This is a genomic window from Flavobacterium omnivorum, from assembly GCF_900099915.1.
GTDB classification, from domain to species: domain Bacteria; phylum Bacteroidota; class Bacteroidia; order Flavobacteriales; family Flavobacteriaceae; genus Flavobacterium; species Flavobacterium omnivorum.
This window is the reverse complement of record NZ_FNDB01000002.1, coordinates 251,151-264,547: the sequence shown is the minus strand read 5'-3', so window position 1 is coordinate 264,547 and position 13,397 is coordinate 251,151. Positions and strand designations below refer to the sequence as shown.

The window sequence follows — 13,397 nt, the reverse complement described above, 5'->3', positions numbered from 1 at the left end:
GTTATGAATAACATAGGACAAATTGAACGCCTTTCTCAAAATCGCATCGTCAAACTCTTCAAAGAACAGTTGGGCTATAAATATTATGGTAATTGGGAAGAGCGTGAAAAGAACAGTAATATTGAGGAAAGTTATTTAGGTAATTATTTACTCAAACAAGGCTATACAGTCACGGTGTTCAGCAAAGCTATTTATGAACTGAAGCAGGTTGCGGATAGCTTTAGCGATGATTTGTACCTAAAAAACAAGAAAATCTATGCCATGCTGCGCTATGGTGTAAAAGTAAAGGAAGAGGTTGGAACCAATTATACTACCGTTCATTTAATTGACTGGAAGAACTGGGAGAACAATGATTTTGCTATTGCTGAGGAAGTAACAATTAAAGGTAATCGGGATAAACGTCCCGATATTGTAATTTATGTGAATGGAATTGCACTAGGCATTCTAGAACTTAAACGGGGTCTGGTAGAAATTACGGAAGGTATTCGTCAAAATATCACCAACCAACAAGATAGTTTTATTCAATCCTTTTTTGCTACGGTTCAATTTGTCATGGCAGGAAACGATACCCAAGGCTTACGCTATGGAACGATACAAACCAAAGAAAAATATTTCCTAAATTGGAAAGAAGACGAACAGGATAACAGCGAACTTAAAGTAGATAAATACTTAAAAAAGCTTTGTAATAAAGAACGTTTTTTAGAACTGATATACAATTGTGTCCTCTTTGATGCGGGAGTAAAAAAATTACCTCGACCACACCAATATTTCGCTTTGAAGGATTCACAGGAACGAATCAAAAAGAAAGAAGGCGGAATTATCTGGCATACGCAAGGTTCGGGAAAAAGCATCATGATGGTAATGCTGGCCAAATGGATATTGGAAAACAATGCCAATGCTAGAGTAATCATCCTGACGGATCGCACCGAACTGGACAAACAAATAGAACGCGTATTTAACGATGCTGGTGAACCTATCAAAAGGACAGGAAGCGGTCGGGAATTATTACAACAACTGACACAACCTTTACCCCGATTACTGTGTTCTTTGGTTCATAAATTTGGTAAAAAAAGTGAAGATAACTTCGAGGATTTCATCAGAGAACTGGAAGAAAATCCTGTGCAAACCATTGGCGAATTATATGTTTTTGTGGATGAATGCCACAGAACTCAAAGCGGAAAGTTGCACCTGGTTATGAAAACCATGCTGCAAAACGCCATATTTATTGGATTTACTGGAACACCTTTGTTGAAACAAGATAAGAAAACGACTTTGGAAGTTTTTGGTTCTTACATACATACTTATAAATTCAATGAAGCGGTTGAAGATGAGGTGGTGAAAGATTTGGTTTATGAAGGTCGAGATATTGACCAAAAGTTATCTTCTCCCGCCAAAGTGGATGCCTGGTTTGAAGCCAAAACGAGAGGCTTGAATGACTTTCAGAAATCAGAACTGAAAAAGAAATGGGGAACCATGCAAAATGTATTGAGTTCCCGATCTCGAATGGAGAAAGTGGTAAGCGATATCCTTTTTGATTTTAGCACGAAACCTCGTTTATCTACTGAGAAAGGAAATGCCTTACTAGTTGCCTCAAGTATTTATGAAGCCTGTAAGTATTTTGAACTCTTTAACAGAACAGAATTAAAAGGAAAATGTGCCGTGATTACTTCGTATAATCCCGCCACAAGAGATATTACTACCGAAGATACGGGAGCCAATACGGAAACGGATAAGGAATACATTTTTAAAATCTATTCTAATTTACTCGAAAAGGTCGCGGCAAATCCCACTCAAACCAAAACAGAAACTTACGAAGATAACGCCAAAGCGAAGTTTAGGGAAGAACCAGCTAATATGAAATTACTAATTGTAGTTTCTAAATTGTTAACTGGATTTGATGCCCCTCCTTGCACGTATTTGTACATTGATAAGTTTATGCAGGACCACACCTTGTTCCAAGCGATTTGTAGAGTAAACCGATTGGATACGGATGACAAAACCTTTGGTTATATTGTTGATTATAAAAACCTGTTTGACAGTGTTTCAGATGCCATCAATGTCTACACTTCTGAACTGGATACAGAAACGTTTACCAAAGAAGATTGTGAAGTTTTATTGAAAGATCGGCTGAAGATGGGAAGGGAACGACTGGATAATGCCTTGGAAGAATTAGAAATGATTTGTGAGCCCGTAGCGCCACCAAAAGGACAATTACAGTACTTTCATTACTTCTGTGGTAATTCGGAGATAGAAGCCGATTTAAAAGAGCGTGAAGCACAAAGAACCGCATTATATAAAGGAACAGTAGCTTTGATAAGGGCTTATGCCAATATTGCTGCCGATATGGAAGAAGCGGGTTATAATGAAAAAGAAATAACTCATATCCAAAACCGTTTGGATTTCTATTTGAAACTAAGGGAAGAAATACGAATTCACAGTGGTGAAACCCTAGATTTAAAGACTTATGAGGCAGACATGCGCCATTTGATTGACCATTATATCCAGGCAGAAGAATCGGTGGTAGTGTCTCCATTTGGAGATATTCCGTTATTAGATTTGATTGTAAATTCTGGAATTTCAGAAGCGATTAATTCATTGCCTACTGGAATTAAGTCCAATCAACAAGCTGTGGCTGAAACGATAGAAAATAATGTACGGCAGAAAATTATTCGGGACCATTTGATTGATCCTGCCTTTTTTGAAGAAATGTCCACTTTATTGACCGCGATTATTCACGAAAGAAAAAACCAAGCCTTATCTTATGGAGATTATTTAGCTAAAATAGCCAGTTTGACTAAGAAAGTGAATGAGGGCAAAAAAGAGGATGTACCTAAAGCTTTAAGCAGTCCCGCTAAAGTGGCTCTTTATAATAATTTAGATAATAATGTTGCATTGGCAATGGCCTGCGATGAAGCGGTGCAGTATAATAAGCAAGATGGTTTTAGAGGAGATTTAGTAAAAGAAAGAAACATCAAAAAAGCATTATACAGCGTTTTAAATGATGACAATGAAGTAGAACGTATTTTTCAGATTGTTGTAAACCAGAAAGAATATTAAATGCAGGAAATTCAACTTGGAGATATTACCGTTGAGGTTACTCAGAAGGATATTAAAAATGTCCATTTGAGTGTGTATCCTCCTTTTGGTCAGGTAAAAATTGCTGCCCCAGAAAGAATGGATTTGGATACTATTCGAATTTACGCTATCTCGAAATTAACCTGGATCAGAAAACAACAAGCTAAAATTAAATCTCAAAAGAGAGAAGCTCCCAGAGAATATTTAACTAAAGAAAGTCACTATTATTTTGGCAAAAGGTATTTACTAAAAGTGATAGAACACAATGCCTCTCCCATAGTAAAACTGAAACACAATACCATTGAATTGTGCATCAGAGCTGAAACCAATACGGAAAAAAGGAAAGAGATTTTAGAGGAATGGTACAGGGCTCAGCTCAAACTAAAGATTCCAGAACTTATCTCAAAATGGGAAAATGTAATGGGAGTTGAAGTAGCTGATTTTGGCATCAAGAAAATGAAAACCAAGTGGGGAACATGTAACATTGAAGCTAAACGCGTTTGGCTTAATTTAGAATTAGCTAAAAAACCTGTATCCTGCCTGGAATACATTATCATTCATGAAATGACACATCTTTTGGAACGTAATCATAACACACGCTTTGTGGCCCTGATGAATAGTTTTTTACCCAATTGGAAAGAGGTAAAAGAAGAATTAAACCGATTACCCGTGAGTCATACAGAATGGGGATATTAAGTTTCTAATTTAAAGAAGTAAAAGTTATGACAATTGCTACTTGGAATCTGGAAAGATTAAAATATAATAGAGAAGTTTTAGAAATTATTTCAATTTTAGAAAACTTAAATGCCTACATTTTAGTTTTTGCAGAATATGATGAAAAAGTCGAACTTAAAAATTATCCATTTCAAATTGCAACAAAAAATTTAGCTGAACTGGAACCTGAAAATTATAAACAAACAGAAAAGCGAGTTAAAATTTATTCTAAGTATGAAATTGTAAACCAATTCCAAACCTATGATGAATACACTAGCTGTTGTGCTGAAATAGAAACTCAAAGAGGTAATTTAATAGTGTACGGAACAATTATTGGAGTTTACGGAAACAGAAATCAAAATTTTAAAACTGATTTACCAAAGCAAATAAATGATTTTTATAATTTATCAACAGCTCAAAATTTTTGTATAGTTGGGGATTACAACATTTCTTTTTCTGATAATTATTATTTTACAAATTTTGGAAGAAGCGAACTTATAAAATCTTTTAAAGAAAATAAAATTGAGAATTTAATAAAGAATTTATCAGAAGTAATTGATCATATTGCAATGAGCACAGCATTCATAAGGGGTTCACATATTGAATCTTACGAATGGAATTTGGACAAAAAATTATCAGATCATAAAGGAATCTGTATCAGTTTATTATAGGGATCTAAAGATTATATTTTTCTACTACAATTTATATTAATAATAGAAAATTTTTATTTACGTCACACCTTGACGTTATGGCTTGTTAGTTTTGGTTTAAATAAAAACAATAAACCATGGAAAATACAACAAAAACTTCAGTTACTGAAGATCTAATCCTCAAACACGATGCATTTGATATTTATACAGGAGGTGGCCATTACATTAATCAATTTCGACTTTTTCATGCCTATTTTGGTATCATTCCAAATTTAAAAACAATTGATTCAATAATTGATTCAAAGTTACGAGATTTTATTAATAAAGAAATGGAAAACGAAATTCAAAAAGAGCATTATAGCCAATCTTATGAATATGATACGAAAAAGAACGATTATTCAGACTATTTTATTATTTTAAAAAATAATATTGTAATCAATTTATTTCATCAGAATGTTTATATACTTTTTAATCCAAAACAAGAAAAAGAAGCACAAGAACTTCAAAACTTATTTTTGCGATTTCAGATAAAACCAACAAGAACCAAAGAAATAAGTTTAATTGTAAACTCTAAAAATGGGCTCAAAACAAAGGATATAGTCATTAAAAAACCAAAATTAAATATCGATTTAAATTACAACGATGATTTCAATAGGGTCCATTTATCAATTCTAAAAAATATTAAAAAAGCCCACACTCAAGGGCTATACTTGTTTCATGGATTGCCTGGTACAGGAAAAAGTACTTATATTAAACATCTTATTCACCTTCAAAATAAAAAAGTAATATTCTTATCTCCAAATATGGCTGGAAATTTAGATAGCATGGAGCTTACTAATTTTTTGCTGGATAATCAAAATTGTATTTTAGTAATTGAGGATGCGGAGGAATTAATACTCTCAAGGGACAATAATCATAATTCTAAACTTTCCTTTTTACTTAATCTTACTGATGGACTTTTAGGTAACAGTTTGGGGATCCAGATTATAGCTACTTTTAATACCGATTTAAAAAATATCGACAAGGCTTTACTTCGTAAAGGACGATTAACGGCTATTTATGAATTTAAACTACTTTCAATTTTAAAAACAAATATTCTGTTGGAAAAATTAGGTCGCGAAATAGAAGTGAGTCAACCGATGTCTGTAGCTGATATTTACAATTTAGAAGTCGATACTAATTATTGCCCTAAATTAAGAAAAGCAGTAGGTTTTGGAAATTAATTTAATAGCGTCATCTATTGACGTTATGGTGAATTACATTTGTTTTAAATAAAATAAGATATGACTTTAGCTGAATTTTGTGCCCAATATGATAAGATTAACACCATTATTCTTTTAGAAGGAAAGCGCAATGTATTAGAATCCGATAAAGAAAAATTAGTGTTATTGGGAAAACTGTTGGCACTAAACCTTTCAAATGCAAAATTTAGAAGTGGCAACGCCGATGGAGCTGATTTTTATTTCTCTCAAGGGGTGCTTCAAGTGGCGCCCGAACGATTGCAGGTGATAACTCCGTATGATAACCACCGCCAAAAAGCAAATAATGCGTATGAAACCATTTCACTCGATCAGATTGACTTAATGAACGAACCTGAGGTAGTTTATCAATCTAAAAACAACAAAAAAACCAAATCATTAATTGATAAATATGTTGCTGGAGCCAAAGACCGATTTGCAATAAAAGCAGCTTATATTATTCGTGATACGATAAAAGTAACGGGGACAAATTCTGGAATTATCCCTGTTAATTTTGCATTTTTCTATGATGATGAAGAAAATCCAAAAGCGGGTGGTACTGGACATACAATGGAAATATGCGATATCAATAAAGTACAATATCTTACTCAGACGGATTGGGGGAAATGGATTTAAAACTAATTGAATACTATCGAATATGAAAAAAATTAGTATCGAACTTGCGGATGAGCAACATGCTAAAATGATGGAGCATCTTCAAAAAGGTCAAAAAATGAATATTGATTCTGAAACGTTTTCTGGTTTTAGTATTAATTTAAATTGTGTTGAATTTGGGTTTTCATGGCTTGAAATAGAAATGAACGGAATATTAAATCTTGGAGATGTTAACTGGAAAATTGAATAATTAATAATAAAAATGGAAATAGAAGAAATTAAGGCAGAAATCCTGAAAATGCATATAAAATGGAAAAGTCTTTCAGATAGTTTTGACGATGATAAATATGCTGAAATATATGAAAGTGATGTTCGAAGTTTAATCATTAGCTACTGCGAAAGTAAAGGATACGAAGTGGAAGGCTACCCTTTTCAGAAAAGAATTTTAGCAGAAACTGATCAATACTACGATGAAGATTACTTCTGCTACGAACGCGAACTTAAATATCTCGATGTTCTAGCTGCAACTAAGGAAGATGTTTTGGAATTAATGTATTTTTATAGCAAAACCTTTTGGCCTGACCAGGTGGACTCCCTGGAAGAATATAGAGTTTACCTTATAGAGGGAAATGAGAATAATCCATACGATATTGAATTTTAAATAAATTTACCATGAACATACTATTTCTCCACGGACTTGAAAGTCCGCTAACTATTGATAAAAAAAATATATTAGAAAAATACGGTAACGTCTTTGCGCCAGACTTAAATTATAAATCAAATCCCAATATGATTCAATTTTTATATGATGAATATCAAAACCAAAGTATTGATGTAATCATAGGTAGTAGTATGGGTGGATTTGCTGGATTTTACTTATCCAAATTATTGAAACTACCTGCTTTATTATTTAATCCAGCCTTACCATACCATGCCACGGAACAAAATATTCCAAACACTGAAATTGTACACCAGCATTTAATCCAATTTGTTTTGGGATTACAAGATGAAACTATAAAGGCGGAAGACAACTTAAGTTATATTCTAAATTTTGTGCCAAGAGCAAATGATATTCGTATCCATCTTTTAAAAGATTTGGCACATCGTATCCCCATAACCGTTTTTGAATCGGAAGTGAATCTGTTTTTTAAAAAATAAATAAATATTTTATAATTTATTCAACAACGACACGCCATGTCGCTACGGTAGGTTAAATTTGGAATAAATTAAAAATTAAACTATGTCAAAAAAACAATTCATTAAACGACACCATCTTATAATTAATAAATTAAGATCTAATCCATGTTCTTTCAAGGAATTGCAAAAACATTTGGCAAATCATTCTATTGATGCGGATGAAAATTATGTGATCTCAAAACGAACGTTTGAACGTGATGTAAATGAAATTAGAGATATTTATAAAATTGATATTGAATACGTTCGTACTATAAATTGTTATGTAATAGTTCATGATGCCGACGAGGTAAAAACGGACCGTCTAATGGAAACGTTTCAAATATTTAATGCGTTAAGTATATCGGAAAGTCTCTCTAATCAAATAATTTTAGAGAACCGTCAACCTCTTGGAACCGAAAATATGCATGGACTGATGCATGCCATAAAAAATCATTTCGAGGTGCATTTTACTCATGAAAAATATTGGGATGAAGATCATGAAAAAACAAAGCGAACTGTCCAACCTTTGGCTTTGAAAGAAGCTAGAAATAGATGGTACCTCATCGCAAAAGACACGAAAGACAATCGGATTAAACCTTTTGGTCTGGATCGAATAACTGATCTAGATATTACTAGAAAAAAGTTCATCTATCCTACTGGTTATAATCCTGAAGAAGTTTATCGCCATAGTTTTGGAATTATCACTGAAGATAATAATCCACCACAAAAAATAATTTTATCTTATTCCTATGACCAAGGAAAATATATAAAATCATTGCCTTTACACCATTCTCAAAGAGAATTGGTTGATGATGAAAAGGAATACCGAATAGAACTTTTATTACATCCTACGTACGATTTTTTAATGGAATTGCTTTCGGTGGGTAAAGAAGTTAAAGTGATTGAGCCTCTGAGCCTCCAAAAAAAAATAGTAGAAATGCTGGTAGCGACATTGAAGCAGTATTCTAATTAAGTTTTGGTAGTTGTTTAGTTAAAATTAAACCCTTCTGCATGTTAAAAAATAAGCTCAAGATAAATCTATTTGGTGAAGCATGGACACTTAAACGGATTACTATATCTAATGAACAAAAAAACGATTGGGAAAAAATTGCACTAAAAATGAATCAGTCGTTATGCCAAGCAATTATTGACCCATATTTTTATTATATACTAAATGAGGATACTATTCAGTCAATGAATGATTTAGTGTTAATTAAAATAGGTGGACTGATTAATAACCAGAAAAATCAAATCGAAATTTGGTATAAGAATAGGAAGGTCCAAAAACTTAAAATTAATGATTTACAAGAAGAGCTATTGCTTTTTCCATTGTATAATACTTCCGTTTCAAGAATAAATCCAGATTACGAAACAGGCATTTATATTGAACAAAAAGAAATTGGGTTAATTGGCAGCTATGAAATTCGTATGAATGATTTCAATATAAACAATTTGGAATTTCATCTTTTAGAGGTGGATGGGATGATAATTTTAAAAAATTTAAAATATCAAAACCAAAATTTAAAAAGTGTTAAAAGTGATGCATTAATTACTTTTCAAAATGGATTTGAGGTCAGAGATTCCATTCAAGATTAAGATTTTATAGAAATATCACTATAGTTTATCTGATTATTAATTCAACTATTCATTAATAATACTATGAAACCATTAACTAAATCCAGATTCAAAACAGCATTAGAGTGCCCAAATAAACTCTTTTTTACTTCAAAAAAAGAATTTGCCAACAACAAAAGCGATGATCCTTTTATGAGGGCTTTGGCTAGCGGTGGTTTCCAAGTTGAAGAACTGGCGCGCTTACATTATCCTAATGGTGTTTTTATTGATACAGAAAATTTTGAATATGACAAAGCTTTCCAACTCACACAAGAAGCTTTACTTCTGGAAAATGTCGTCATTTACGAAGCAGCTTTCCAGATTGATGGTCTTTTTATTAGGACAGATATTATTGTCAAAAATGGTAATAACATTAAACTAATTGAAGTCAAGGCCAAATCATTTAATCCAAGCGATGAAAATATATTTGTTGGTTCAAGAGGGGCATTGGTAAGTAGTTGGAAGCCCTATTTATTTGATCTGGCTTTTCAAAAATATGTTGCACAAAAAACATTTCCTAATTTGAATTTCGAAGTCTACTTGTTGATGGCAGACAAAACTAAAAAAGCTACTATTGACGGTTTAAACCAATTGTTTCGGATCCCAAATAATGGTAATCCAAGAACGGATATTATAAAACGTGTTCATTCTTTGGAAGAGATCGGCAGTACGGTTTTATCAGAAATTAATGTTGATAATATTGTAAATGATATTATCAGAAACAAATATAAATATTATGAAAACCTCAACTTTGAAGAAGCTATTTCTACTTTCAAAAAGGCGTACCAGGAAGATGTTTATTTAAATTGGCCCACGCAATTTAGCTCTTGTAAAAATTGTGAGTTTAAGGCAACAGCACTGCAAGAAGAGGAGGGTTTGAAGTCTGGTTTCAAATACTGCTTCAGCAAACAATTGAATTGGACTGCAAAAGAATTCAATAAGCCTAATGCAATGCAAATATGGAATTTTAGAGGCAAAAACCTCATGGAAGAAAACCGTTTGCTGATGGAACAATTAACAGAAAATGATTTAAACATTAAACCTGAAGCAGGAAGAATCGCTCCTTCGGAAAGACAATGGATTCAGGTTGAAAAAGCTGTTAATGTTGATACTTCGTTTCATGCTGAAAAAGACGAATTAAAACAAGAAATGGAGAAATGGGTTTTCCCATATCACTTCATCGATTTTGAAACCAGCACCGTGGCATTACCATTTACTGCTGGTCGTAAACCGTACGAGCAAGTTGCCTTTCAGTTTTCTCATCATAAATATAATGAAGATGGTTCCATAGAACACTATAGCCAGTACATCAATAATACAGCGGGAGAATTTCCGAATTTTATATTTGCTAGAGCTTTACAAACAGCTTTAGGAAATGATAACGGTTCTGTTTTTAAATATGCAACTCATGAAAACTCAATTATCAATGCAATAATAATTCAATTGGAAGAAAGTAATGAAGTAGATAAAAATGAACTGATAAGCTTTCTGAAAACAATTAGTCAGTCAACATCTAAACAGGCGGAAACTTGGGAAGGAGATCGTAATATGATCGATTTGTGTAGGGTGGTAAAAAACTATTATTACAATCCGTACACTAAAGGGTCCAATTCAATCAAAGCGGTTTTACCATCTAGTTTGAACAGTAGTGATTTTTTAAAAATGAAATACAGTCAACCGATCGGAAACATTAATTTAACTAGTCATAATTTTCCATCTGATCACATTTGGTTACAAATGCAAGGTGATACAGTTCTTAATCCTTATAAAATCTTACCTCCGTTATTCGAAAATTGGACTGAAATTGAAATGGAGGAAAATTTATCTGATATGGAAAATATTGCTGATGGTGGCGCTGCTTTAACCGCTTATGCTAAATTGCAATTTACGGATATGACTACTAAAGAAAGAGATGAAATTACTCAAGGTTTACTCAAATATTGTGAGCTAGATACTTTAGCCATGGTAATGATTTATGAACACTTCAGAAATGATGTAATTAATTAGTTTCTGGCTAACTGAGTAATCATTCTGAATTTTAAATCAAGTAATTTTTTTTTTTTTCAATTTCAGATCTAATCTATTATTTCTTATTATTATTTCTATATTAATCTATTATTTTATCTTAAACTGTTTCATATATGTTACTTTAATAATATGATGTTAGCCACTATGAATAAAGGAATAAGAATTCTGTAGTATGCGCATTTTGCGTCAAATAGCGTATTAATAGTTCTTACAACTTTCGGATAATTTAAAATATTAATCAGAAACTTTTATTAAGACTACGTTTGGACAACTCTTCAATTAACGAATTTTATTAATATTAAAAAAAATTAGTAGAAACTTTTATTTAGTAATTATGAATGATAGTTTTGTAGTAGTATTAGAATGTTATGTTCTAGAAAAGTATAAAAAATCAAAATAATTTTTGTTAAAAAGGTATATTATGAAAAAATAATTTAATAAAAAAGAGACAACTTTTCAAACTCGGTTTCTGGAGAACTATTCTTTTCTTTCCGAGGAAAATAAGATTACCATAAACACCCCTTGGGGTGCTACAATAATTGAATATAAATTGAATTTAATAAATGAAAAGCAGTTTTCTAGATCGGGAGAAATAGAGAATTTAATAAATATCCAAAATGATTACCAATATGAGTTAAGTTTTCTCAAAGCAAATTCCATCCTGGTACCCAAGAAATCAGAATATAATTTAAGAAAGTACGTTTCGAAATCTCTCTTGAAAGAAGTTGATCCCAACATTGAAACTGCTGTTGAAAAATGTTTGGTAATATTGGCAAATTTTGCCAGTACTTATTATGACGATGATAAGTGGAAGTCTTTGTCATCAAGAATAATGGATGAACAAACAAAAAATGGTGATAATACTTACTTATATCCGAAAATACTAAAAATACTTAAAGTCGGTACTAATAAAGGCCCCATGATTGAGGTGGCGAAAAATTTGAATGGTGGAGAACCTTATAAAATTGGAGAGTCATCTAAAAGATATAGGCTAACGGAATCTTATTTAAAAGGGGGTCTAGTTGAATATATATTAAAGAATGAGACAATTGTTCAAAACAGAAAAACAAGTATTTACAACCAGCAAAAAGAAGTAAATCTTAACCCTATTTGTTCCAATCTAATCAAGATTTATCCCAGCATTGTTTTACCTACGGTTGATGAATTATTAATAGCTGGTAAAGATTTAGTCAAATCGGGTTATACCACCAAAAAAGGTAAAATTCTGACTTTAAGAAATAAGAATTCGAACCTTCATTGGTCTGATGTAAGTAACAGGAGTTTTGTCGAAGATAATATTAAGCTTTTTACGTTTTTAACATCCAGGGGTTATAAGTTACCATCTCCAGGTAAGGGAAAAAGTGGAGGTCGGATCGTTGATTCATTTGTGCTTATGCCGTCATGGATCCGTAATCTGATTACTATTGATGGCGAAAAGTTAATAGAATGCGATTACACTGCACTACATCCTAACATAGCGGTTAAATTATATGCAGGTGCTAACAGTTATATCACCCACACAAAAGTGTCTGAAGAAGCAAACATTAATTCTAATCTAGTTAAGATAGAACATTTGAGTTTTTTTAATAAAAAGATTTACGGGATGAAAAAATCCCCTTTATATGACTATTATTTTAATATGGATTCAGCGTTTATTAATGAGATTATCAAAGACAAAAAAGAAAATGGTTATAAGGTCACGTCTAAAAAATTATTTAAAAAGGAAGTTGAGATAATGACAGATGTTGTCACAGAGCTTAATGGAATCGGGATTTATGTTTTATATGTTTATGACGCTCTACTGTGTAAGCCAAAAGATTTGGATATTGTAAAGGAAGTCATGAATAGAATAGTTTTGGTTCATGGAGTTAAAACAACAGTTAAAAGTAACGAAGCAAAATCAGTTGATATAAACGTGGATAAGGTTGACAAAGCTATTCTGACTTTCAGTTCAAATATAATGACAGAAACAGAAGATAACACGTCTAAAATCGGCTATTTAGATTTGGTTAATCTAACTCTTTTACTTCCAAATTTGGGTTTTACTGTTAAAGAAAGTGTGGCGATTATTATGGAAATGAATGCTGATAATGTCCGTTTTTGTGATTTAATAAAAATGGTTGGTAAAATGAAAAGAGAGCAACAGTACAATGATTACAATGGAGTAGTTATAACAAATGATATAATTTCTAATTTAAAAAATATAATTAGAACGTGATTAATAATCACAGTTAGAAATCCATGAAATAAAAGACTAGAACAGCGCTTAAAGAATTTTAAGGTAGCA

12 protein-coding genes are annotated in these 13,397 nt (G+C 32.0%); all 12 read left to right on the top strand.

Annotated features, from left to right (window positions below; all coding sequences use genetic code 11):
• Nucleotides 1–3: 3 nt before the first annotated feature.
• A complete protein-coding gene (locus tag BLS90_RS03295; protein WP_091255201.1) occupies nucleotides 4–3,057 on the top strand; it encodes a type I restriction endonuclease subunit R in 3,054 nt (1,017 codons plus the stop codon).
• Entirely contained in the window at nucleotides 3,058–3,771 is a 714-nt protein-coding gene (locus tag BLS90_RS03290) for a M48 family metallopeptidase (RefSeq protein WP_091255200.1), read from the top strand.
• A gap of 26 nt (nucleotides 3,772–3,797) precedes the next feature.
• Nucleotides 3,798–4,460, top strand: coding sequence for a hypothetical protein (locus BLS90_RS03285; RefSeq protein WP_091255196.1), 663 nt, complete (start codon nucleotides 3,798–3,800; stop codon nucleotides 4,458–4,460).
• Nucleotides 4,461–4,576: 116 nt separating this feature from the next.
• A complete protein-coding gene (locus BLS90_RS03280) occupies nucleotides 4,577–5,662 on the top strand; it encodes an AAA family ATPase (RefSeq protein WP_091255195.1) in 1,086 nt (361 codons plus the stop codon).
• A gap of 60 nt (nucleotides 5,663–5,722) precedes the next feature.
• Nucleotides 5,723–6,313 (top strand): hypothetical protein, encoded by a 591-nt coding sequence (locus BLS90_RS03275; protein ID WP_091255194.1) that lies wholly within the window; start codon nucleotides 5,723–5,725, stop codon nucleotides 6,311–6,313.
• A gap of 22 nt (nucleotides 6,314–6,335) precedes the next feature.
• Nucleotides 6,336–6,542: a hypothetical protein gene (locus BLS90_RS03270; RefSeq protein ID WP_091255193.1), complete on the top strand. Its 207-nt coding sequence runs from the start codon at nucleotides 6,336–6,338 to the stop codon at nucleotides 6,540–6,542.
• Between the two features lie 12 nt (nucleotides 6,543–6,554).
• Nucleotides 6,555–6,953 carry a hypothetical protein gene (locus tag BLS90_RS03265; RefSeq protein ID WP_091255191.1) on the top strand — a complete coding sequence of 133 codons (399 nt, stop codon included), beginning with the start codon at nucleotides 6,555–6,557 and terminating at the stop codon, nucleotides 6,951–6,953.
• An 11-nt stretch (nucleotides 6,954–6,964) separates the two neighbouring features.
• Nucleotides 6,965–7,450 carry a YqiA/YcfP family alpha/beta fold hydrolase gene (locus BLS90_RS03260; RefSeq protein WP_091255189.1) on the top strand — a complete coding sequence of 162 codons (486 nt, stop codon included), beginning with the start codon at nucleotides 6,965–6,967 and terminating at the stop codon, nucleotides 7,448–7,450.
• 82 nt (nucleotides 7,451–7,532) lie between these two features.
• Nucleotides 7,533–8,441 carry a helix-turn-helix transcriptional regulator gene (locus BLS90_RS03255; RefSeq protein WP_091255188.1) on the top strand — a complete coding sequence of 303 codons (909 nt, stop codon included), beginning with the start codon at nucleotides 7,533–7,535 and terminating at the stop codon, nucleotides 8,439–8,441.
• 38 nt (nucleotides 8,442–8,479) lie between these two features.
• Nucleotides 8,480–9,064 (top strand): hypothetical protein, encoded by a 585-nt coding sequence (locus BLS90_RS03250; protein ID WP_091255183.1) that lies wholly within the window; start codon nucleotides 8,480–8,482, stop codon nucleotides 9,062–9,064.
• 63 nt (nucleotides 9,065–9,127) lie between these two features.
• The gene (locus BLS90_RS03245) at nucleotides 9,128–11,089 is read left to right on the top strand and encodes a DUF2779 domain-containing protein (protein WP_091255182.1); all 1,962 of its coding nucleotides are present in this window, start codon (nucleotides 9,128–9,130) and stop codon (nucleotides 11,087–11,089) included.
• Nucleotides 11,090–11,660: 571 nt separating this feature from the next.
• Nucleotides 11,661–13,328 (top strand): hypothetical protein, encoded by a 1,668-nt coding sequence (locus tag BLS90_RS03240; protein ID WP_091255181.1) that lies wholly within the window; start codon nucleotides 11,661–11,663, stop codon nucleotides 13,326–13,328.
• Nucleotides 13,329–13,397 lie beyond the last annotated feature (69 nt).